We start from the raw sequence: 21,022 nt of genomic DNA on the forward strand, positions 1-21,022 counted from the left end.
TTGGGGAGTAACCACATGAAAATTAAAACACTTCTGACAAGCGCCGCCTTGGCGCTAGGGCTGGCTTCGAGCGCCATTGCCCAAGAGAAAACCAAGGTCGGCTTTATCTATGTCGGCTCAATCAACGACGGGGGCTGGAACGAGCACCACCATCACTCAGCCAAGGAAATGCAGAAGCATTTTGGCGATAACGTCGAGCTTGTTTACCAGGAAAATGTCGCCGAGGGGCCAGACGCCGAGCGTGCGATGACCCAGATGGCGTTGGAAGGTGCAGACCTGATCTTTTCGACGTCATTTGGATTTATGGACCCGACAATTAACGTGGCCAAGAAGTTCCCGAATGTGAAATTCGAACATGCCACCGGTTACAAGAGGGCAGACAACGTCTCGACCTATTCTGCACGTTTCTACGAAGGCCGTGCAGTACAAGGCCACATTGCAGGCAATATGACGGAGTCAAACATTGTGGGATACATCGGCTCCTACCCGATCCCCGAAGTGATACGCGGCATCAATTCTGCTTACATCCACGCCAAGAAGGTAAACCCAGACGTCGAGTTCAAGGTCATTTGGATTTACACGTGGCTAGACCCCTCGAAAGAGGCGGATGCCGCCAAAGTTCTGATCGAACAAGGCGCGGACGTTATTTTGCAGCATACGGACTCAACTGCACCGTTGGCCGCTATGAAAGACGCCGGCAATGTGATTGGGTTTGGTCAGGCTGCGGATATGGCTGAATACGCTCCACATCCCCGCGTCAGCTCGATTATCGACAATTGGGCACCTTACTATATCGCCAGAACCCAAGCGGTGATGGATGGAAACTGGGAAAGCATCGATACTTGGGATGGAATCAGCGAAGGTATGGTCGGTATCGGCGAAATTTCCGAAGTTGTTCCGGCTGAAACCAAAGAAGAAGCTCTGACGATGATTTCGGCAATCGCGGACGGCAGCTATCACCCCTTCACAGGTCCGATTAAGAAGCAAGACGGTAGCGATTGGTTGGCCGAAGGTGAAGTGGCCGATGACGGCACGCTGGCAGGTTTGAACTTCTATGTCGAAGGGCTGGAAGGCGAGATTCCGCAGTAAGCGGTATCGTCAGTGAATGACAAAGGCCCGCGGGTAGTCTGCGGGCCTTTTTCTTTGGATTTGTCCTATTCCTCACAACCAGGTTTCAGGTGACCTTGCTTGTGACCAGATTGGACCCTTTGGGGCAGCACCAAAAACCTAGCCCAGATTCTCACTTATGGATTCAAACGCCGGCCACTGGCTGTGTCGAACAGATGCAAATCCGAAAAGGACGCGCCCAATTCCAGCTCGCTGCCGGGTTCGGGCAAGTGAATGCCTTGCAGGCGCACGCCTAACGGCGAGGAAGTGCCATTCGCGGAAACCTCACCATGAACGATCGTGTCTGCGCCCAGTTGCTCGACAAAACCGGTTTTGAGTTTCAGGTACAGCGCATGATTGTGAGCGCGGTGAAGATGTTCCGGGCGGATGCCTACCGTCGCGCCTGTCCCGGCGCGTCCGAGGCGATCACCTGCTCATCGATCTGCAACGAATGCCCATCAGACCCGACCGTTGCGTCGATAAAGTTCATCGCCGGTGTGCCGATGAATTCCGCAACAAAGCGTGTCGCCGGACGCAGATACAGATCCATCGGCGAGCCTATCTGTTCGATCTGCCCTTCACTCATGATCACGATGCGGTCGGCCAGCGACATCGCTTCGACCTGATCATGGGTCACATAGATGAAGGTGCCGTTCAGGCGTGCATGCAACGCTTTCAGTTCAGCCCGCAACTGCGTTCGCAGCTTGGCGTCGAGGTTCGAAAGCGGCTCGTCAAACAGGAACACTTTCGGGTTGCGCACGATGGCCCGGCCCATGGCGACGCGCTGACGCTGACCACCCGACAACTGGCGCGGTTTGCGGTCCAGATACTCCGACAGACGCAGCGTGCGCGAAGCCTCGGCAATCCGCTCGGCGATTTCGTCCTTGGGCAGGCCTTCGTTCTTCAGGCCATACGCCATATTCGCGCGCACGGTCATATGCGGGTAGAGCGCATAGTTCTGAAACACCATCGCTATGTCCCGATCTCCGGGTTCCAGATCATTCAACCGGTGTCCGTCGATGTCCAGATCACCGGTTGTGATGGTCTCAAGGCCCGCAATCATCCGCAGAATGGTGGACTTTTCGCAACCCGATGGGCCGACCAGCACAATGAACTCACCATCTTTGATCTCGATATTGACGTCACACACAGCCGACACGTCGCCGGGATAGGTTTTGCCCAGAGACCTGATGCTCAGATTGGCCATATTATTTCTCGCTTTCCACAAGCCCTTTGACAAAGAGCTTTTGCATTGCAATCACAATCAGAACCGGCGGGATCATCGCCAGCACGGCCGTGCCCATGATCAAATGCCAGACCGGCAGGCTTTCCCCCGAATTCACCATGCGCTGAATGCCCATCACGATGGTGTAGAGCCCTTCGTCCGTTGTCACCAAAAACGGCCACAGATACTGGTTCCAGCCGAATATGAAGAGGATGATGAACAGCGCTGCGATGTTTGTACGGCTCAGCGGCAGCAGGATGTCCAAGAAGAACCGCAGAGGCCCCGCCCGGTCAATCCGCGCGGCCTCGACCAGCACATCCGGGATGGTCAGGAAGAATTGCCGGAACAGCAGCGTCGCAGTAGCCGAGGCAATCAGCGGCACGATCAGCCTGGCATAGCTATTCAGCAGCCCCATTTTGGTAACCACATCAAAAGTTGGCAGAATGCGTACTTCGACCGGCAGCATCAGGGTGATGAAGATCATCCAGAAAAAGACCATGCGAAACGGAAACTTGAAGTACACAACCGCATAGGCCGAGATGATCGAGATGGCGATTTTGCCAAATGTGATGCCCAGCGCCATGATCGCACTGTTCAGCATCATTCGGCCCAGCGGCACGCCTCCCGCTTCGGGCATGCCCTGACTGATCAACAAAGAATAATTCTGCCATCCCTGATCGCCAAACCACATCGGAATGGGGGACGAAGACAAGGCGTCGGCGCTGTGCGTCGACGCCACCAGCGCCATCCAAACCGGAAAGCACAGGAACAGCACACCGGTGATCAGCGCAGCATGCGTCAGAAAGGTCAGGAAAGGGCGATTTTCGACCATCAGTAATTCACCTTGCGCTCGATATAGCGGAATTGGATGAAGGTCAGACCGATCACCAGCACCATCAAAACAACCGACTGCGCGGCCGAACTGCCGTAGTCCTGACCGACAAAGCCGGTGGAATTGACGCGGTAGACCAGAATCGACGTCGCATCGACCGGGCCGCCTTCGGTTGTGGCGTGGATCAGCGCAAAGATGTCAAAGAACGCATAGACCAGATTGACCACCAGCAGGAAAAAGGTGGTGGGCGTCAGCAACGGGAACACGATAGTCCAGAACCGGCGCGTCGGGCTGGCACGGTCAATGGTGGCAGCCTCGATCAGTGATTTCGGGATGCTTTGCAATCCGGCCAGAAAAAACAGGAAGTTATAGCTGATCTGTTTCCACGCCGCTGCCACGATCACCAGCAACAAGGCCTGATCGCCATTCACGTAATGGTTCCAATCTACCCCCAAACTTTTCAGCCAATAGGCAACGATGCCAAGGCTTGGGTTCATCAGAAAACACCAGATCACACCTGCCAGCGCGGGCGCGACTGCATAAGGCCATATCAACAATGTGCGATAGGCGTTTGCAGCGCGGATTACACGATTGGCGGTCGCCGCCAACCCCAGTGAAACACTCATGGCCAACGCCGCGACGGAGACGCTGAAAATCAGCGTGGTACGAAAGGACCTCAGATATCCTGGATCTGCGAACAACTCGGCGTAGTTCTGCATCCCGATCCATTCCCTGGAAAAGCCAAACGCGTCCTCCAGGAAAAACGAGCTTTCCAACGCCTGATAAGAGGGCCAAAAAAAGAAGATCAACGTGATGGCGATTTGCGGTGCCACCAGCAAATACGGCAGCAGCCTGGATCGGAAGACAACGCGTTTCTGCATGTCATGTCTCGGCAGTCAGATGAAAAAACAACGCGGCCCCCAATGTGATCAGGGGGCCGCGTCACGGGGGCTCGTCTTAGCTGTTGGCGCCCTGGAACTTGCGCAGCAGGGTGTTACCGCGCTCGACAGCGTCATCCATCGCAGTCTTGGCGTCCTTTTGACCCGACCAGACGGCTTCCAGCTCTTCGTTGATCACGTCGCGGATTTGAACGAAGTTGCCAAAGCGTAGGCCTTTCGACGCCGGGGTCGGTGCATTCAGGCTCAGCTGTTTGATCGCAGTGTCTGTGCCTGGATCGGTCTCATAGAAACCCTGTTCCTTCGACATCTCATAGGCTTCGGTGGTGATCGGAACGTAACCGGTTGTCTGGTGCCAGTGGGCCTGCTGCTCTGCTTCCGACAGGAACTGGAAGAACTCGGCGGCGCAGGTGTATTCCGGCTGCTCGTGGCCGTTCAGAACCCACAGCGTCGCACCGCCGATGATCGAGTTTTGCGGTGCATCCGCCACGGCGGCGTCCAGCGGCAGCATGGACTGGCTGAATTCGAAGTCCTTGATGTCGTTCTTGAAGCCACCGTAATAAGCCGATGAGTTGATCCACAATGCGGTTTCACCATTCACGAACTGACCACGGCTGTCCCCTCGGCGACCACCATAGACAAACAGGCCCTCTTTCCCCATGTCGGCGATACGCTGGATGTGGTTTACAACGGCATCGTTGTTAAAGGTGAACTCGGTCGACAGACCGGCAAAACCTTTTTCTTCGGTGCCCAGATCCACATTGTGCCAGGCCGAGAAGTTTTCGATGTTCGACCAGGATTGCCAACCGAACGAGAACGGCTTTTCAACCCCGTTGGCCTTCAGTGCGCGAGCGGCTTCTTCAACTTCGTCCCAAGTGGTGGGCACGTCAACGCCAGCGGCGTCCAAGGCAGTCTTGTTGTACCACAGAACCGGGGTCGACGAGTTGAAGGGCAGCGAAAGCAGATTGCTGTCCGTGTCCGTGTAATAAGAGATAACGGCAGGCAGATATTTCGACTGGTCGAAGGCGATCCCTGCGTCTTCCATCAGCTTGTAGACAGGGTAGATCGCACCTTATTCTCCGGCGGCCGTCATGTTCTCGGTGTAGTTGCCCTTGTAGGTCGAATTAATCACGCAGCTGTCCGACTGCGCGTTGAAATCGGCTGCGAATTTGTCGGTGATCTCGCCCAGTTGGCCACCTTTGGCGTGCCAGAATTGTACTTCGGCCTTGTCGGCTGCGAATGCGGTGGGGGCAGCGAAAATCGCTGCTGTTGCAGCAGCGTATTTCGTCGGTTTCATTGGATTCTCCAGGCTGTGTCACCGATCAATGGTGTCAGATGCGTCGGGTCTGACGCACGCCCGGGCAGTACGGCGATTCTGTAACGTTCATATGAACTTAAGCTGCGTTCACATGAGCGATCCGGATCAAAACCCACCGATGGATTCGGTCAGAACACATTCGAACAATTCAGTTGAAAAGAGGACTAGAAGCTCTGCCGGTCGCGCAAGCCCTACAGCCTTGCCTCGGCCTTCAGCCAATCGATGAAAGCCTCACGTGCCGGGGTCAATGAATGAGGGGACGGAGGAAGAAGGTAATAGCCTTCGATCAACTGGGCCGCGGTGTCAAACGGCCGTATCAACCTGCCCTGTTCGACGAGACCCGCAGCCAGTGTGTCGTGCGCCATGGAAATACCGGCGTTATTCAATGCCGCATTGATCGCAATTACGTAGGTAGAGGCGAGGTTCACGCTGCCCGATCTGTCAAACGCGCGCCCATCCGCCTGACACCATGCGCCCCAGGTTCCGGTCATTCCTGCGCAATCAAAAAGAACGGCAGTGTCCAGATCAATTTCACCGTTCTGATAATCCGGCGCGCAAACCGGGTAGAACCTGTCATCTGCCAGTTTAATGGCCGTTTCCGCCATCTCTTCGGGCCGACCAAAACGAATTTCAAACGCGGCCTGCGCCGCATGTCGCTCGGGGTCCCAGATCGGAGTAACGATATCGAGAACCAGCCAGGGGTGTTGTTCGTACAGACGGTGCAGTCGGGGCGTAAGCCAAAACACGCTAAAGGCCATATTGCACTGCAGACGCACGATTTCACCGCCATGGGCACCCGTGAAGGCCTTCGTACTGCTGGCGATCAGTGCAAACGCCTCTCGTATCCCGGGCACATAATTCGCGCCGTCTTCAGTAAGTTCCAGCATCCTCGTTTTGCGCACAAACAGGTCACGGCCGAGGAAAGCCTCAAGATGGCGCACATGCTGACTGACCGCCGATTGCGTCAAGCTAAGCTCGTTTGCTGCACGGGTAAAACTCAGGTGACGCGCGCTGGCCTCGAAAGCGCGCAACCATGTCAGCGGAGGCAGGCCCGAGCTGGGATCAATCATGCGTGACAGCTCCATTAATTTTCTTAATGCAATAACCCAAGATATATCATTTGTCATGCGCACCCGCCGTGCGGCATCTCTTTTGAAAGCAAGCCGAGAGATACCATGCCAGATTATGTTCCCACCAACGCCGCCTCGTCAGGTGTGAAACTGGATAAGAAAACCCTCAAAGCTCTTGCCGCCAGATCCGACCGACCCGGCCTGATCTATCTGGGCAAATGGGTTGCGACACTTGGCCTGACTGGCGCGCTAATCTGGCTGAACCTGCGGACCCTCTGGATGTGGCCCGCGATGTTTGTTCACGGAATCGCTCTGACAGTTCCGGCCTATTCCTTCAGCCACGAGACGGCGCATGGTACGGCCTTTCGCTCGCGCTGGTTGAATGAATGCGTTTTGTGGGTCACTTCATTGCTCTATATGGAAGAGCCTTTGCACCGGCGCTATACCCATACCAATCACCACACGCACACCTGGCATGTAGGCAAAGACAGTCAGATGCCGTTTGACACTCCGATGGGTTTTGGCGGCTGGCTGACGGAAGTCACAGGCTTTGGCCTGTTGCGGTTTCACATGCAGGTGTTCTGGCATCTGGCAATTGGCCACTATACCGAAACCATGAAGATGGTGACGCCCGAGGGTGAGTTCGCGAAGATGTCGCGCAACGCCCGCGTCATGTTGGCGATCTATGCATTGATTGCCATTGCACCCTTCGTCGGCATCTGGTGGCCGGTCTGGTTCATCGTGATCCCCCGTGTTCTGGGCGCGCCTGTCATGCTGCTGTTCACGCTGATCCAACACGTTGAGCTACAGGAAAACTCGCCTTCGATCCTTGAGAGCACGCGGTCTTTCCGCAGCAACTGGCTGGGCAATTTCCTGTATATGAACATGTGCAATCACGTTGAACATCACCTGTATCCCAACGTTCCGTTCTATGCGCTGCCCGATCTGGCCTCGGCCGTTGAGGATCAGGTTCCCGCACCGGATCCCGGCTTTTTCCGGACCAATTGGGAAGTTCTTGTTGTCACCCTGCGCAGGACGCTGGGAAAACCGACCCGTGCCGCCTCGATCCGTCAGGCGCCGCATATGATCACAGAAGGCGGGCCTGTCGCCCGTGTAGCCCAAAGGACAATGTAACATGAAACGGATCTATGATTTCAGTCGCAATCCGGCAACGCGCAATTACACCGTGTCGGACCTGAAAGCGCTGAAGGGGTCTGGCAAAACGCTGTCCATGGCCAACCCGGCGGACCGGGATCAGATCACAGCCTGTGTCGAAGCTGGTATTGACCTTCTGGTGGTCGGCACCGAGCAGATGGAAGATGTGCGCGAGCTGGCCCCCGCGCATTTCACCGGGGCAGGATCAAGCTGGGCGCAATTCGGTTCTGATGACGAGATCGTCGCCCATGCCTTTGAAGCCATGCGGCGCGGCGCGGACATGTACTACACTCTGCGCTCGTTTGACGTGATGGAGCGCATGGCGCGCGAAGGTATTCCGGTGCAAAGCCATATCGGCCTGATCCCCACCTTCAGCCATCATTGCGGGGGCTTGCGTGCCTTTGGCCGCAAAGCGGATGAGGCGATGCAAATCTGGACCACCCTGAAACGCATGGAAGATGTCGGTGTTTTTGCCGTTGAAGCAGAGTGCATAGCCGAAGAGGTGTTGGAGGCCGTCAACGACAAGACCAGCGTCGTCACCTTTTCGCTGGGGTCCGGGTTGGCCGGGGATGCTGTTTTTTCCTTTGTGGCCGATATCTGTGGCGAGGCCAGCGAAGAAGATACGCCGCCCAAACACGCCTACGCCTTCGGACAGGTCGGGCGATTGCAAAAGCAAATCCACGAAGAACGCGTCGCCGCATTGGGAGAGTTTCATCGCGAAGTCACTGCGGGTAACTTCCCATATCCCCAAACCAACATCTCGATGCATGCGGGTGAAAAGGAAAAATTCCTTGAAGCGCTGGATAAATGGACGCCAACACATCAGTAAGCGCCGGTTAAAATCCATCCGCTTAACCGGGCTGAAACCTCATGGAACACAGCCTTCTTCCCCAGAACCTGAACAGCCAAGAGCAACGACATGAGCCAATGGATCGACGCCTGCGCCACTGATGAGATCGACGAAGAAGACCTCATTGCGTGGGAACATGAGGGTCGCAAAATCGCCATCTACAACACCGAAAAGGGATTCTTTGCCACTGATCTGATGTGCACGCATGAAGAACAAAGCCTTGAGGACGGCCTTGTGATCGATTGCGTAATCGAATGCCCATTGCATGGTGGGCGTTTCGACATCTGCTCTGGCAAAGCGTTGTCTGCACCTGTTTCGGAAAACCTGCAGACCTATCCGGTCGAAGTGCGTGATGACCGCGTTTTTGTGCAGGTCTGTTAAGCCTTACCTTGTGTTCGCCATCCGACCAGGCTGAGGCAGGTAAACAATACCGCCGCCACGCAGACGATCGAAGGCCCAGCCGGAGTATCGAAGACATAAGCCGCCCTTAGACCTGCAACGGCGGAAAACGCTCCTATCCCGGCTGCGATCAAAGCCATGGATTCCGGTGACCGCGCCAAATTTCGCGCGGCTGCCGCCGGAATGATCAGCATGGCCGCGATCAGCAAAACCCCCACAACCTTGATCGCCACAGCTACGGTTACGGCCAGCGACAGCGTCAGGATCAACTGTTCGCGCTTGGGATCGAAACCGCTGGCGTAAGCAAGCTCCTCATTCAAAGTCGCCGTCAGAAGCTGGGCCCAACGCCATGTAATCAGCGCCACGACAAGTGCCGCGCCACCCCAGATCACAAGTAAGTCCGAACGTGACACCGCAAGGATGTCACCGAACAGATACGCCATCAGGTCAATGCGCACACCGGACAGAAAGGAAACCGCCACCAGTCCAAAGGCAAGCGAGGAATGGGCCATGACACCCAACAACGTATCCATCGCATAGCCGCGCCCGGCCAGCAGAGTTACGGCCATTGCCATAATCAGCGCAACAACCAATACGCCGGGGAAGATGGACATTTGGAACGAAAGCGACAGTGCGACGCCCAGAATGGCGGCATGTGCAGTTGCGTCGCCGAAATACGCCATACGGCGCCACACCACGAAACACCCAAGTGGTGCGGCCGCCAAAGCAACGCCAATACCGGCGAGCGTTGCCCGCATCATGAAATCGTCAAGCATCATTCAGCCGCTTTCTGGGGGTTTTCATCGTGGTGGTGGTAGTCGTGGTGGTGGTCATGTTCATGCCGGTAAAGGGCAAGCGCACCACCGGTGCCAGTGCCGAACAAAGCCCGATACTCGGGTGCCGAAGCAACGACCGCTGGCGACCCCTCGCAGCAGACATGCCCGTTAAGGCATATCACCCTGTCCGACGCGCTCATGACCACGTGCAATTCATGGCTGATCATCAGGATGGCGCACCCGGTTTCGCGCCGCACCGCTTCGATCTGCTGATAGAAGCTTGCCGACCCACGCTGGTCCAGCCCCTGAGTCGCCTCGTCCAGCAGCAAGACGTCAGGTTGGTTTATCAGCGCCCGAGCCAGCAACACCCGCTGAAACTGCCCGCCCGACAATTGTGACATCTGACGTTTCAACAAGTCAGGGACACCCGCCGTTTCCAGCGCATCGACGCATTGACGGCGTGAAACGCGGTCCGTGAGGCGCATGAATCTCTCAACAGAGATCGGCAGAGTGGGATCGACATGCAGTTTCTGTGGCACGTATCCGACCTTTAAACCGGGTTTCAGCGACACCTGTCCAGCGCTAGGCTTGGTCGCACCAATGATGGCCCGCAACAGGCTGGTCTTACCCGAGCCGTTCGGCCCGACAATGGTGACAATCTCACCAGGTTCGACGATCATATCCACATGACGCAGAACAGTGTTTGCGCCATAGCTCACGCTGAGATTCTCGACAGAGACGAGCGTCATTTTCAGGCCTTTTCGGTGCAGTCGGGGCAAAGACCCTCGGCTTCTACAACCGTGCGCTCAATTTCGAAACCCGCCGCGCGTGCGGCTGCCCCAAGAATACCTTTGGCCGGAGCAGACTGTGCCTCGGCCACGGCATCACACTTTCTGCATATCATGAAGGCCGGAGAATGCGACGCACCGGGATGAGAGCAGGCGACAAATGCGTTCAATCGCTCGATCTTGTGCACAAACCCGTTTTGAACAAGGAACTCGAGCGCCCGATACGCGACCGGAGGCTGCGATCCGAACCCTTCATCGCGCAGGCGGTCAAGGATTGCATAAGCGCCAAGTGCCCGGTGCTCTTGCAGCAACATTTCCAGCACCTTGCGACGCACGGGCGTCAAGCGCAGCCCCTCTTCCTTGCAGCGCACTTCAGCCGTGGCCAGCGCAGACTGCACGCAACTCTGGTGATCATGTTCCTGAAACCCGACCGGGGCCGTTTCGTCGGCCGGAATAGGGCGCGCATCTCTTGTCATGTTATTTCATATCATGTATTGCCACTCGCAACGTTATAAAATCACACAGAGGGTCTGATGTCCAGAAAGCTTCTTCCATTGTCGATCACGGCTGCACTGATGGGCGGAACGGCCATCGCAGAGGTTCCAAACGTTGCGGTCGACATCGCTCCGGTGCATTCGCTGGTTGCGCGCGTGATGGATGGCGCCGGAACCCCTGCATTGATCGTGGCGCCGGGTGCCTCGCCTCATGAATACAATCTGCGCCCGTCCGAGGCTGCTGCGTTGCAGGATGCCAATCTGGTGTTCTGGATGGGGGAAGATCTGACGCCCTGGATGGAAGGTGCAATCGAAACCCTTGCCGAAGGTGCGACCGTCACGTCCTTGCTGGAATCTGAAGGCACAGTGCTTCTGGATTTCCGTGAAAGCGCTTTGTTCGAGGCCCATGATCATGGGGACGACCATGACGACCATGACGACCATGACGACCATGACGACCATGACGACCATGATCATGAAGAGCACGCCGAAGACAAGGATCATGACGATCACGACCACGGCGAAGAGCACGCAGAACACGATCATGATGATGAGCATGCGGAAGACAAAGATCACGATCATGCGGAACACAAAGATCATGAGGAACACGCGCATGATGACGAGCATGATCACGATGACCATGCAAAGGATGATGACCACGATCATGAGGAACATGCCGACCACGATGGGCATGATGACCATCACGACCACGCGCATGGCGAACATGACCCCCATGCATGGCTTTCACCGGAAAACGCCGAAACCTGGCTGAACCTGATCGCTGCGCAGCTGTCGTCAGCCGATCCGGACAATGCGGGTATGTATTTTGCCAACGCTGCAGCGGCACGCGAGGAAATGGCCGCGCTTTCTGCAGAAGTGGCTGAGACGCTTGAACCGGTTCGCGGCAGGAACTTCATCGTTTTTCATGACGCCTACCAGTATTTCGAGGATGCGTTCGACTTCCCGGCTGCTGGCGCAATCTCGATCGGCGACGCCTCCGACCCAAGCCCGGCACGTATCGCCGAAATTCAGGGTCGTATCCGCGAGGAAGGTATCGACTGCGTTCTTGCGGAACCGCAATTCAATCCAGGCATTGTGGAAACAGTGCTGGATGGAACCGAGGCCAACACCGGCGTAATCGACCCGCTTGGATCTGATCTTGAGCCAGGCACGGCTCTCTATCCGCAAGTCATTCGCAACATGGCGAAAACCTTGGCTGAGTGCCTTTGATCCACGTTCCAGCCCGGTCACATTTGCAACACTGACCGGGCTGAACTCTCTGCAAGGAACCGAAGGTTAACCGCGCTGAAGGGATGAATGTGTCGAACACTCGACCGGTCGAAAAACGATCCGTCAAATCGAGTGTCTGGCAACCAGCACATCAGCTCGTTCTAACAGATCGGAAATGGCGGCATCTGCCCGACAATCCCTTTGCCATCAAACACATGCACAGTATCAAACTGCTGCAAGACCGCTTCTGACTGGGTAGGGCGAAACACGAAATGTGTCGGAGCGTCAGAGCCGCTCGGCAGGCAAAAACCATGCTGATTGGACGAAGCGCTAAAAAACGGGCTGTTGCTCAGCCCTTGCGGAAATACCGGCTTTGCCATCCATTTCCCGCCATATGAAAAAGCAATACGTTTCCGGATCAACCGTACTTGTCGCAACAGGCGCGACAATTGGGTGTGACCGGGCAAACCGTGATCGCAGGTCTTCAACACCGGAGTCACGATAAAGATTGCAGGTTGAATAGCCCTGTTCAGATCCTGATCGAAATCGGATGGTTTCACCAGAATTGAGCCGAGCGTTACATCATTGGCTGGCCCATCCGCTGGAAGGCCCAGAGCCGTGGAACTACCACCTGTGTTGATGATTTGCTTCTGTTCCGGCTTAAGACATTCTGCAAATGCCGCCAGCCGTGCCATCGCGCGGGCTTGCGCTGGCGCGCCACCTCCCAGAAATCCGGGAAGGGCATTTACATGCGCCTCATACCCCATCAGGCCACATGGGATCAAAGGCGCGTTTCCTACCTTGGCCAGACACGCTTTCAATTCCTCAGGCGTTTCAAATCCGCCGCGTCCCAGCCCGATATTGACCTCGAAAGCGACTTTCAACAAAACCCCCGCTTCGGTCGCGAGGGTTCGATAAGAGGCCAGCGTCTTTGCATTGTCGATCAACCACGTCACGCGTCCGGCATCGGGGCTGGTTTTGAGAAACTGAGCAGCTGCTTCCACTGGCATGGGCTTTCCCATAAGCGCCTCGGCTTTCGGAAACTGTGCCAACACACGCGCCGTCAATGGCAGGTGAAACGACATGATCTGGTTGGTGCCCAGCGCTTTAAATCCAGATTCAAGAAGATCCGGCACCGGCAGGGACTTGTCAGCAAGCCGCACCTTGAATGACTTTGGCACGGTCGTTCTTAGGTGTTCCAAGTTGGCGTTTAGGCGCGTTTGATCCAGCACCAGAACCGGGCGGTGTAATCCAGCGCCCTCAACCGCCTGAATCAGTGTCTCAAAATAGCCGCTCATAGCCCCAGCAACTGCGCCATGTACGGTGTTACAAGCCGGTTATCCGGGTCCAGCTCGCGCCGCGCCGCAATGGCCATATCCCATTCGGGATACAGAGTACGAAATTGAGCTGAGGTCAGCGAGTGCACTTTGCCCCAGTGTGGACGACCTCCATACTTGTGAAAAACAGTCTCAACCGCCTGAAGCAAAGCACCAAAGGGGCGCCCGGCCTCGTGGTGAACGGCAATTGACATGGTATCGCGTTGGTAAAACGGGCTGAGGCACAGATCGTCGGCACCAACAGTCCGCACCTCCATCGGAAAGTAAACATGCGGAAAGCTCTTTTCGATCAATGCTACAACTTCTCGCAACGCCTTTGGTCCATTTTCCAAGGGCAAGTGATACTCAGTTTCGTTGAAGCGTATGCCATCGCGGTCGCTTGGGAAGGCAAGATGCCAATCCTCGACAAAATGCTCGCTCGTATGCGATTTGATCATCCGGCCCAACACCGCACGGCGAATTGTCGGAGACCATCCCAGCAGCTTCCCGGCAAGCCGCAGTTGCGCCAGCCCCTCCTGATCGCGGTCCGGCGGTCTGGCCACGGGGGCTGCTTCGCTGGCCTCGCTTTCCATCACCAGTGCCTGCCCTGACCCTGTAATGTAGTAAAACTCGACATTTCGGCAGGCGTTCATACGGGCGCTGACATCATCAAGCATGTCGTTCAGTGAGATGGCGTAACGCGTTCGGTCAAGGCGATAGGGTGCTGTGGTATTCATCACCGCATCGGTCACGATACCGCCGGTTCCGATGCCAACGGCCATGGCGCGAAACAAGTCCGCATCGCTGTCACGCGACAGCACCCGCTTTTCGCCGCGCCCGTCGATCAATGTCAATTCAGACAGCATCGACGAATAGCACCCGAATTTCAGCCCCGTTCCGTGGGTGGCCGTGGCCAGAGCGCCGCCAAGCGTCTGGTCATTGATATCACCCATGTTGAAAAACGCTTGCCCCAGAGCGTGCAGTTTCGATGAAATCGCTCCAAGCCGCCCGCCACCGCCAAGTCGGGCTTGCCCGGGCCCGGTGGCTTCAACGTGGTCAAACCCGTCCAGCGACACCAGCGTACCGCCCTCAACCGCAGCGATTGGCGAGAACGAATGACCCGCCCCCACCGCGCGGATCGCGCCCGTTGAACCCTTTATAAGGTCGCTCAGGTCATTCTCGGTCATCACGCTCACGTGGCGCGCCGGTCGGGCCACGGCGCTTCCGGACCAGTTCGACCATACTTTCATGTTGCTCCTCCCAGTGGCCAGAAATGCTCAGTAGGCGTTTGTTCAGCCAGTTTCGGGGTTGGAGAGGTCAAGTCAAAGGATACCCTACGGAACTTAAAGGCATAATTCTGCCCTTTTTCAGCAATTCAATGCAGTCAAAAGATCGGCGTCCAAGGCGGGTTCGGTCTGATCGGTAGCGTGAAATCCCCCAAGTCGTCCCATTGCGCCACACTGAATGACCCGGTGTCCGGTATCGATCATCTCAGGCCGGTCTGTAAAGGCAATCAATCCGCTGCCCAGGATCGTGTACAGACCACTGGGTTGGGGACGCGAGAAATAGCCCTCCACCTGAACAATCTCCACGGGATGTTCAAACAACCCTGTCTCCAACCGTATTGCGGCGATCCCGTTCGGCTCGGGCTGCCCTGACACGCGCACCAGATCTCCGCGTTTCAAATGTCGCGGCTCTATCCCGGTGACGACGCTGCCACCTACAATAACATTTCCACTGAGGCCCACACCCAAATAGGACCCGCTCAATTGAGCGACGTGGTCGTTACCTTCCAGAACATCGACCCGCGACGCGAGGACCTTGGTGTCCTTCCACAATCCGCTGACGGCGACCCAATCCCCGGCATTAACGTCCAACTGTAAGTCTGCAACGGCAACCTGCGCACCCAGAACGGTCATCTCGCCATTACTCAGCCCTGCAACCTGCCCCACCAGCGGCAACACCTTGCGGATATGTCTCGCGTACCAGCCCTCATCATCATGCGCAGCAACAACCGCAACCGTGTGCCCCGGGCGCAAGTCCTTTGCGGTCATCGGGAACAACGAACCGGATACAGGCGTTGCGTCTTCGAGCCGGATGCGCAGGCCGTTCACATGAATACTGCCCAGCTGCGTAATGGTGCCGACGATACCTGTGCCGATGATCCCGCCTTCACGTTCTTCGTCGTCACGCGCTTGCGCGGAAACAGATAGCAAAGCTGAAAGCAGGATTGCAGCCAACGCTCGGGGAAACGAAAACATGTTTACTTCCCCTCTTCCGGTGACGGCAAGATATACGCGCCCAACGCAAACCGACCCTTGTGGTCACCCTCTTGATCCTTGTCCTGCAACTTGCGCGCCAAGGCATTGATGTCCTGCAACAGCGCCTGCGCCCTTTCATCCGAAATCCTGCGCAACTCTTCGATCGACTCGGCTGACAGGTGTGAATACCGCACGGCGCGGTCGAAATTCCTGGCCTCTCCGGATTTGGCCAGAAGATTCTGGGTCGCTGCTTTCATGTGAACGGACAGGGTCGCCTGATAGGCCGCCACCTGTTCCGCCCCACCACCCGAAGGAAGAAAGGCATGGGTCAGCAGACGCAGAGCCCCTGTTTCCTGCTGTTCGACGATATTCTGCTCCAGCAAGATCGACAGCACGGTTCCCGGCGCCATGTCGATCCGGGCAAGACGGACCAGATCGTCAAATCCCGGACCGTCATTGCCCCCTTTTCTTATCAAGACCCGGGGGGCACCCGACGCGTCCTGAAACTCTGGCGATGTTGCCCAATGGCTGATCACCAATGCCGCCGCACTGCAACTGCGTTTTTCGGGCGTGTCATCATCCAGATTGCGCAACCGCTTAACGTCTTTTCGGTGAAGACCCGTCAACAGACTGGCGCGACTATCGCTGAGCGGCGAATCCGAGCTTTGTTCAGCCGCAGCCAGCAGCGCCTGTTTCAGCGCTTCGGTTGCTGATCCAATCGTCACGCCATGTGCAACCATGGCCTGAGCCAGCGGTTCCAGCAACGCAGCAAGCGCGGATTCTAAAGGAGGCTTGGAGTTCTTCGACATTTCATTACTCGTTACGCGCTGATCCTAGGAGGCTAATCCCTGTCGTTAACCATTCAAACGGTTTCGTGACCAAAATGTGATCGAATGTGACATTTAATGGGAAATTTTCCCATTATCACTAAAGCGTGACCTTCTCAGAAAAGGAAAACGCTATGCAGAATTTCTCTGTCACTCCTTTGAATGACTATCACCCCCTCCCCTTGCCCCCTTACGGCCCTGTTGATCAACGAAACGGGCTCGAAAACCTTTCACCTTCAGATCAGGCAAAGTTTCGTCGCTTTGGCTGGGGGGCCAGCCAGGCCCCGCGACATGCGACGATTGCGGATGCACTGCTCTACCAGATGCAGCGAAACCCGAACGCAATTGCCGTTGAATGCCTTGGACACAGGCTCAGCTATGCAGCGCTGGACGAGGCGTCGAACCGGCTGGCCGGTGTCCTGCGCGCCCACGGGGTAAAACGCGGCGACGCTGTTTGCTTGTTTCTGCACCGTTCGATTGAAATGGTCGTGGGCATTGTCGCAGCGATGAAACTGGGCGCTGCATATGTACCACAACATGTCGGTGTCGCCCCGACCGACACCTTGCGTCACGTCGCCAAAGTGACTGGCTCTCGCGTCCTGCTCAGCCTCAGCACACTGGCCGATCAGGTGCCCGTCGCAAGCGATCAGACGCTGATTACCATCGACACGGTAATGTTCGACCCGATGCTGAACGCCTCGTGCCCAACTGGCCTGCAGCACCGTGCCCGGCCACGGGATCTGGCGATGATCCTGTTCACCTCCGGCACAACAGGGGTGCCTAACGGCGTTCAGGTCATTCATGGGAATCTTGCAAACATCCTGCTGACCGCACCCGGCGATCTTGGCATGCGCCCGGGATTGAAGGTCGGGCAAATCCTGTCCATCGCATTCGACATGGCCGCATGGGAAACGCTGGGCGCTTTGTCCAACGGCGCGACACTGGTCATACGCGGGAGCTCGATTCAGGAGACCGCGGAACAGGTCGATGTTCTGATCGCAACCCCTTCGATCCTGAACGCGCTGGATCATTCGCGCTGTCGGCAAGTTAAAGTGGCCGCCGTCGCCGGCGAGCCCTGCCCTCGCCCCCTTGCCGACGCTTGGGCATCCTTCTGCACATTCTACAATTCCTGCGGGCCGACCGAGACCACGATCATCAATACGGCCGAGCCGCACCACCCCTCGAAACCAGTCCTTTCGATTGGCCGCCCAACACCAAACAACACCGTCTACATCCTGAACGAAGAGCTTAAGCCCTTGCCCATTGGCCAGAAGGGCGAGATGTGGGCGGGCGGCGATTGTGTCACTGCCGGATATCTGGCCGACCCCGATCTGACGGCCGAACGATATCGTCCCGATCCGTTCCGTCCCGGCCACATGATGTTCCGCACCCGCGATCTGGGTCGGTGGACCGAAACTGGCGAGCTTGAGCATTTCGGCCGCGTCGACGATCTGGTCAAAGTGCGTGGATTCAGGGTGGAACTGGACAGTGTGTCCGGCGCGCTGGAAGCATCGGAATGCTGTCAGCAAGCGGTGACGCTGCAATATGACAGCCGCAATCTGGTCAGCTTTATCTCTCCCGCTTCGGCCTGCCCGAAGCGGGCGGCTCAATCGGTGGCCAACCGCCTACCCTATTACTGCAGCCCCACAATGGTCATGCCGATGGACACGTTGCCACGCACACCGCGCGGCAAGCTGGACAAGCGCCTGCTGCTGAAATGGGCGCAAGATCATATTGCCGAGACCGGGACGGAGTTGAACTGATGACAACACAGACAACAAACCTGGAAGCCCGCGCCCCGAACTGGCGCCGGTTCACCCGCCACCCCGCCTTGATGGAGTATCGCCGTCTGGCATTTCTGGTTGCCGTGGTGAATCTTGGTGTATTCGCAATGGGCCTGCGAGACGGGTTCTGGTTTTCAGGGGACACATATGCGTTGAGCCCCATTGCCGATATGGCTTTGATCAACCTGAGCCTCGGTATCCTGATCCGACAGCAACGGGTGGTCAACGCATTGTTCTGGCTGGCAACGCGCATACCGACCTCATGGCCCTTGTGGATCCGCTGGGGCGCTGGAAAGGTGTTCCATTTCGGCGGGCTTCATTCCGGTGGCACGGTCGCAGGCACGATCTGGTTCGGGTTCTTGCTGTTTGCCATGGTATCGAACCGGGTAAACGGGGCGGCGCTGCCGTCGGACCTGACGCTGAGTCTGAGTGCGATGATGGTCGCGCTTATAACGTTGATGATAGTCTCAGCGCTGGGCCCGATCCGCGCAAAGTTTCACAACACGTTCGAGAAAATCCATCGTTTTGTCGGCTGGACAGTGCTGGCCTTGTTTTGGGCGCAGACCGTTTCGATCACCCGGGATATCGGGGGAGACCTGCTGCAAAGCCCGGCATTCTGGATGCTGTGTCTGATCACATTGTCCATCCTATCACCCTGGCTGACCCTAAAGCGTGTGGATGTCGAGATCGTGAAACCTTCGAACCACGCGGTTCTGGCGCGTTTCGACTATGGCGATACGCCTTTTCCTGGCAGTTCGAATGCGATCAGCCACACGCCTTTTGGCGAGTATCACTCTTTCGCCAATATCCCTGTTCCGGGCGCTTCCGGTTATCGGCTGGCAATCAGCCGGGCCGGAGACTGGACAGGCCGGTTTATCGACGACCCACCCCAAAAGGTTTGGGTCAAGGGCATCACTACGTCCGGTGTCGCACGGATCGAGGTTCTGTTCAAAAAGGTTGTTTATGTAGGAACCGGGTCAGGCATCGGTCCGATCCTGCCGCATCTGCTGGCCAAGGACGTTCCGAACCGGTTGATCTGGTCCACCCGCAGCCCGCGAAAGACATATGGTGACGCGCTGGTGGATGAGATCGAAGCCCATACCGAAAACCCTCTGATCTGGGACACCGATGCGCGCGGCAAACCAAACCTGTCGGCGTTGGCCCTGCAAGCCGTCAACGACAGCGGTGCCGAGGCGGTCATCGTGATCTCGAACCAGAAACTGACGCGCAAGGTCGTGCATGACATGGAAAGCCTGGGCATCCCCGCCTATGGCGCAATCTGGGACAGCTGAGATGTTTGAAACAATCGAAACTGAAACCGAGGGGCGGGTCGCAACGATCCGCTTTAACCGACCTGATCAGTTGAATGCGCTGAATTCGCAGGTCGAGAGGGAAGTTCTGGCCGCCGCGACCACCTTTGATGCCGACCCCGACATTGGCTGCCTGATCCTGACCGGCAATGACCGCGCCTTTGCGGCAGGTGCCGATATCTCGGAACTGGCGGTTCAGACTTACGCCACAATGCAGGCCCGCGACTTCTTTGCGGGCTGGGACAGGTTCGCGGCGCTCCGTCTGCCCAAGATTGCCGCGGTCAGCGGATATGCCTTGGGCGGCGGGTGCGAGGTGGCATTGATGTGCGACGTCATCCTTGCCTCGGACACCGCAAAATTCGGCCAGCCGGAAATCAAGATCGGCTGCATTCCCGGCATTGGTGGAACCCAGCGGCTCACCCGCCTGATTGGGCGGGCAAGGGCAATGGACATGATCCTGACCGGTCGGTTGATCGACGCGCATGAAGCGCTGCAAATGGGCTTGATCAGCCGTGTCGTACCCTCCGAAGATCTGGCAGGCACGGTGATGGATGTGGCCCGGACGATAGGCAGTTATGCCCCTGACATCGTCAACATGGCACGCACCTGCGTTAACATGGCGGAACACAGCACGCTGGACGCCGGGCTAAGATACGAACGGCAAACATATCACGCACTATATGGATTGCCCGCTCAACAAGAAGGTATGTCCGCGTTTCTGGAAAAGCGAAAACCGCAGTTTCATTCGACCTGATTGCAGTGTCGGATCGACTGAGCGTTCGACAGTTTCGCACGAGTTGGGCAAGATCCGTAGTTTCTTCGTCACCAAAGGCTGTAACAGTACGTTCTGGCAACGCCGCCGCCCTTTCAAAGCGCGTCGTGGTCAGCCAGCCGGTCCCTCAGGAAGGTATATTCTTCCCTAGCCTGCAACAGCTGCTCCTTGCTGACGGTCAACTGGCGCAAGTCCTCAGCTGTGTCGACAAATCGCACTGGCAGATTGTTCTCATCCATCCACGGCGAGCAGTAGATCGAATTTCTCTACCTCGTCCCCGCGCGATTCAGCGACAGGAAGAAAACCTGGTTTTCAATCGCACGCGTCGTGGCAAAGCTGTGCCAGGTGTTAAAGGACTCGTCACGATAATAGGCGCCGCAATGCAAGATCAGTTCGACGCCGTGCTTCAGGGTCAGAACCCGTGAAAGCTCGGGCAAGCGGATGTCATAGAAGATGATTGGGGAAATGGTTATTTTATTGATCTTGAACGTAAATATGTGTTCCCCTGAGATGAAATAACTTTTTTCCATCGACGCGCCATTTTGGCACAGATGCAGCTTGTCATAGTATCCGGCTAACGTACCGTTCAGTGCGACCACCGCGAAGGAAATG

21 protein-coding genes and 1 pseudogene are annotated in these 21,022 nt (G+C 56.7%); 8 read left to right on the forward strand and 14 right to left on the reverse strand.

Going from position 1 to position 21,022, the window contains the following annotated elements:
• Positions 1-15 precede the first annotated feature (15 nt).
• Positions 16-1,089: a BMP family ABC transporter substrate-binding protein gene (locus tag ACR0LF_RS14710; protein ID WP_480581341.1), complete on the forward strand. Its 1,074-nt coding sequence runs from the start codon at positions 16-18 to the stop codon at positions 1,087-1,089.
• Positions 1,090-1,244: 155 nt separating this feature from the next.
• Here the strand turns inward: ACR0LF_RS14710 and ugpC are convergent.
• From ugpC to ACR0LF_RS14740, 6 genes and pseudogenes are all read right to left on the reverse strand, one after another.
• Positions 1,245-2,314: pseudogene (gene ugpC / locus ACR0LF_RS14715) on the reverse strand (sn-glycerol-3-phosphate ABC transporter ATP-binding protein UgpC).
• Position 2,315: 1 nt separating this feature from the next.
• Positions 2,316-3,164 (reverse strand): sn-glycerol-3-phosphate ABC transporter permease UgpE, encoded by an 849-nt coding sequence (gene ugpE, locus ACR0LF_RS14720; RefSeq protein ID WP_480581338.1) that lies wholly within the window; start codon positions 3,162-3,164, stop codon positions 2,316-2,318.
• On the reverse strand, positions 3,164-4,045 hold the full coding sequence (gene ugpA / locus ACR0LF_RS14725; protein ID WP_480581335.1) for a sn-glycerol-3-phosphate ABC transporter permease UgpA: 882 nt from the start codon (positions 4,043-4,045) through the stop codon (positions 3,164-3,166). The genes ugpE and ugpA overlap by 1 nt, the downstream gene beginning before the upstream one ends.
• A gap of 76 nt (positions 4,046-4,121) precedes the next feature.
• Entirely contained in the window at positions 4,122-5,126 is a 1,005-nt protein-coding gene (locus ACR0LF_RS14730) for an extracellular solute-binding protein (protein ID WP_480581410.1), read from the reverse strand.
• Between the two features lie 6 nt (positions 5,127-5,132).
• Entirely contained in the window at positions 5,133-5,357 is a 225-nt protein-coding gene (locus ACR0LF_RS14735; protein WP_480581332.1) for a hypothetical protein, read from the reverse strand.
• 212 nt (positions 5,358-5,569) lie between these two features.
• The gene (locus ACR0LF_RS14740) at positions 5,570-6,448 is read right to left on the reverse strand and encodes a LysR family transcriptional regulator (RefSeq protein ID WP_480581330.1); all 879 of its coding nucleotides are present in this window, start codon (positions 6,446-6,448) and stop codon (positions 5,570-5,572) included.
• A gap of 105 nt (positions 6,449-6,553) precedes the next feature.
• On the opposite strand from ACR0LF_RS14740, the gene ACR0LF_RS14745 reads away from it, so the two are divergent.
• From ACR0LF_RS14745 to ACR0LF_RS14755, 3 genes are all read left to right on the forward strand, one after another.
• Positions 6,554-7,582 (forward strand): fatty acid desaturase, encoded by a 1,029-nt coding sequence (locus ACR0LF_RS14745; RefSeq protein WP_480581327.1) that lies wholly within the window; start codon positions 6,554-6,556, stop codon positions 7,580-7,582.
• A 1-nt stretch (position 7,583) separates the two neighbouring features.
• Positions 7,584-8,432 (forward strand): 3-methyl-2-oxobutanoate hydroxymethyltransferase, encoded by an 849-nt coding sequence (locus ACR0LF_RS14750; RefSeq protein WP_480581324.1) that lies wholly within the window; start codon positions 7,584-7,586, stop codon positions 8,430-8,432.
• A 90-nt stretch (positions 8,433-8,522) separates the two neighbouring features.
• On the forward strand, positions 8,523-8,834 hold the full coding sequence (locus tag ACR0LF_RS14755; protein ID WP_480581323.1) for a non-heme iron oxygenase ferredoxin subunit: 312 nt from the start codon (positions 8,523-8,525) through the stop codon (positions 8,832-8,834).
• Here ACR0LF_RS14755 and ACR0LF_RS14760 read toward each other — a convergent pair.
• From ACR0LF_RS14760 to ACR0LF_RS14770, 3 genes are read right to left on the reverse strand one after another with little or no spacing between them, the layout of a single operon-like run.
• Positions 8,831-9,628 carry a metal ABC transporter permease gene (locus tag ACR0LF_RS14760; RefSeq protein WP_480581320.1) on the reverse strand — a complete coding sequence of 266 codons (798 nt, stop codon included), beginning with the start codon at positions 9,626-9,628 and terminating at the stop codon, positions 8,831-8,833. The genes ACR0LF_RS14755 and ACR0LF_RS14760 overlap by 4 nt on opposite strands.
• The gene (locus ACR0LF_RS14765) at positions 9,628-10,377 is read right to left on the reverse strand and encodes a metal ABC transporter ATP-binding protein (RefSeq protein ID WP_480581317.1); all 750 of its coding nucleotides are present in this window, start codon (positions 10,375-10,377) and stop codon (positions 9,628-9,630) included. The genes ACR0LF_RS14760 and ACR0LF_RS14765 overlap by 1 nt, the downstream gene beginning before the upstream one ends.
• 2 nt (positions 10,378-10,379) lie before the next feature.
• The gene (locus tag ACR0LF_RS14770; RefSeq protein ID WP_480581316.1) at positions 10,380-10,892 is read right to left on the reverse strand and encodes a transcriptional repressor; all 513 of its coding nucleotides are present in this window, start codon (positions 10,890-10,892) and stop codon (positions 10,380-10,382) included.
• A 57-nt stretch (positions 10,893-10,949) separates the two neighbouring features.
• On the opposite strand from ACR0LF_RS14770, the gene ACR0LF_RS14775 reads away from it, so the two are divergent.
• A complete protein-coding gene (locus ACR0LF_RS14775) occupies positions 10,950-12,140 on the forward strand; it encodes a zinc ABC transporter substrate-binding protein (RefSeq protein ID WP_480581313.1) in 1,191 nt (396 codons plus the stop codon).
• Between the two features lie 161 nt (positions 12,141-12,301).
• Here ACR0LF_RS14775 and ACR0LF_RS14780 read toward each other — a convergent pair whose 3' ends face one another.
• The 4 genes from ACR0LF_RS14780 to ACR0LF_RS14795 all read right to left on the reverse strand — a co-directional run bounded on the left by ACR0LF_RS14780 (position 12,302) and on the right by ACR0LF_RS14795 (position 16,526).
• On the reverse strand, positions 12,302-13,438 hold the full coding sequence (locus ACR0LF_RS14780; RefSeq protein ID WP_480581310.1) for an alanine racemase: 1,137 nt from the start codon (positions 13,436-13,438) through the stop codon (positions 12,302-12,304).
• On the reverse strand, positions 13,435-14,706 hold the full coding sequence (locus ACR0LF_RS14785) for a D-arabinono-1,4-lactone oxidase (RefSeq protein ID WP_480581307.1): 1,272 nt from the start codon (positions 14,704-14,706) through the stop codon (positions 13,435-13,437). Before ACR0LF_RS14785 ends, ACR0LF_RS14780 begins: the two co-directional genes overlap by 4 nt.
• A gap of 117 nt (positions 14,707-14,823) precedes the next feature.
• Positions 14,824-15,717, reverse strand: a complete 894-nt coding sequence (locus ACR0LF_RS14790; protein ID WP_480581304.1) for a DUF5666 domain-containing protein — start codon at positions 15,715-15,717, stop codon at positions 14,824-14,826.
• Positions 15,718-15,719: 2 nt separating this feature from the next.
• The gene (locus tag ACR0LF_RS14795; RefSeq protein ID WP_480581302.1) at positions 15,720-16,526 is read right to left on the reverse strand and encodes a DUF6502 family protein; all 807 of its coding nucleotides are present in this window, start codon (positions 16,524-16,526) and stop codon (positions 15,720-15,722) included.
• Between the two features lie 152 nt (positions 16,527-16,678).
• Between ACR0LF_RS14795 and ACR0LF_RS14800 the strand changes: the two genes are divergently transcribed.
• Genes ACR0LF_RS14800 through ACR0LF_RS14810 form a run of 3 tightly spaced genes read left to right on the forward strand, consistent with a single transcriptional unit; the run spans position 16,679 to position 20,392 of the window.
• A complete protein-coding gene (locus ACR0LF_RS14800) occupies positions 16,679-18,307 on the forward strand; it encodes an AMP-binding protein (RefSeq protein ID WP_480581301.1) in 1,629 nt (542 codons plus the stop codon).
• Positions 18,307-19,620, forward strand: a complete 1,314-nt coding sequence (locus ACR0LF_RS14805) for a ferric reductase-like transmembrane domain-containing protein (RefSeq protein ID WP_480581299.1) — start codon at positions 18,307-18,309, stop codon at positions 19,618-19,620. The genes ACR0LF_RS14800 and ACR0LF_RS14805 overlap by 1 nt, the downstream gene beginning before the upstream one ends.
• 1 nt (position 19,621) lies before the next feature.
• A complete protein-coding gene (locus ACR0LF_RS14810; RefSeq protein WP_480581296.1) occupies positions 19,622-20,392 on the forward strand; it encodes an enoyl-CoA hydratase-related protein in 771 nt (256 codons plus the stop codon).
• Positions 20,393-20,676: 284 nt separating this feature from the next.
• Here ACR0LF_RS14810 and ACR0LF_RS14815 read toward each other — a convergent pair whose 3' ends face one another.
• Complete coding sequence (locus ACR0LF_RS14815) at positions 20,677-21,009, reverse strand: carbon-nitrogen hydrolase family protein (protein ID WP_480581290.1); 333 nt, start codon at positions 21,007-21,009, stop codon at positions 20,677-20,679.
• Positions 21,010-21,022 lie beyond the last annotated feature (13 nt).

The organism is Ruegeria sp. E8, from assembly GCF_056533985.1.

What these genes read in the sequence shown, in the direction of transcription:
- ACR0LF_RS14785 (WP_480581307.1), bottom strand. Translation starts at nt 14,706, where the DNA reads ATGAAAGTATGGTCGAACTGGTCCGGAAGCGCCGTGGCCCGACCGGCG.
- ugpA (WP_480581335.1), bottom strand. Translation starts at nt 4,045, where the DNA reads ATGCAGAAACGCGTTGTCTTCCGATCCAGGCTGCTGCCGTATTTGCTG.
- ACR0LF_RS14810 (WP_480581296.1), top strand. Translation starts at nt 19,622, where the DNA reads ATGTTTGAAACAATCGAAACTGAAACCGAGGGGCGGGTCGCAACGATC.
- ACR0LF_RS14795 (WP_480581302.1), bottom strand. Translation starts at nt 16,526, where the DNA reads ATGTCGAAGAACTCCAAGCCTCCTTTAGAATCCGCGCTTGCTGCGTTG.
- ACR0LF_RS14750 (WP_480581324.1), top strand. Translation starts at nt 7,584, where the DNA reads ATGAAACGGATCTATGATTTCAGTCGCAATCCGGCAACGCGCAATTAC.
- ACR0LF_RS14765 (WP_480581317.1), bottom strand. Translation starts at nt 10,377, where the DNA reads ATGACGCTCGTCTCTGTCGAGAATCTCAGCGTGAGCTATGGCGCAAAC.
- ACR0LF_RS14735 (WP_480581332.1), bottom strand. Translation starts at nt 5,357, where the DNA reads ATGAAACCGACGAAATACGCTGCTGCAACAGCAGCGATTTTCGCTGCC.
- ACR0LF_RS14775 (WP_480581313.1), top strand. Translation starts at nt 10,950, where the DNA reads ATGTCCAGAAAGCTTCTTCCATTGTCGATCACGGCTGCACTGATGGGC.
- ACR0LF_RS14770 (WP_480581316.1), bottom strand. Translation starts at nt 10,892, where the DNA reads ATGACAAGAGATGCGCGCCCTATTCCGGCCGACGAAACGGCCCCGGTC.
- ACR0LF_RS14760 (WP_480581320.1), bottom strand. Translation starts at nt 9,628, where the DNA reads ATGCTTGACGATTTCATGATGCGGGCAACGCTCGCCGGTATTGGCGTT.
- ACR0LF_RS14805 (WP_480581299.1), top strand. Translation starts at nt 18,307, where the DNA reads ATGACAACACAGACAACAAACCTGGAAGCCCGCGCCCCGAACTGGCGC.
- ACR0LF_RS14710 (WP_480581341.1), top strand. Translation starts at nt 16, where the DNA reads ATGAAAATTAAAACACTTCTGACAAGCGCCGCCTTGGCGCTAGGGCTG.
- ACR0LF_RS14790 (WP_480581304.1), bottom strand. Translation starts at nt 15,717, where the DNA reads ATGTTTTCGTTTCCCCGAGCGTTGGCTGCAATCCTGCTTTCAGCTTTG.
- ugpE (WP_480581338.1), bottom strand. Translation starts at nt 3,164, where the DNA reads ATGGTCGAAAATCGCCCTTTCCTGACCTTTCTGACGCATGCTGCGCTG.
- ACR0LF_RS14800 (WP_480581301.1), top strand. Translation starts at nt 16,679, where the DNA reads ATGCAGAATTTCTCTGTCACTCCTTTGAATGACTATCACCCCCTCCCC.
- ACR0LF_RS14740 (WP_480581330.1), bottom strand. Translation starts at nt 6,448, where the DNA reads ATGATTGATCCCAGCTCGGGCCTGCCTCCGCTGACATGGTTGCGCGCT.
- ACR0LF_RS14780 (WP_480581310.1), bottom strand. Translation starts at nt 13,438, where the DNA reads ATGAGCGGCTATTTTGAGACACTGATTCAGGCGGTTGAGGGCGCTGGA.
- ACR0LF_RS14745 (WP_480581327.1), top strand. Translation starts at nt 6,554, where the DNA reads ATGCCAGATTATGTTCCCACCAACGCCGCCTCGTCAGGTGTGAAACTG.
- ACR0LF_RS14755 (WP_480581323.1), top strand. Translation starts at nt 8,523, where the DNA reads ATGAGCCAATGGATCGACGCCTGCGCCACTGATGAGATCGACGAAGAA.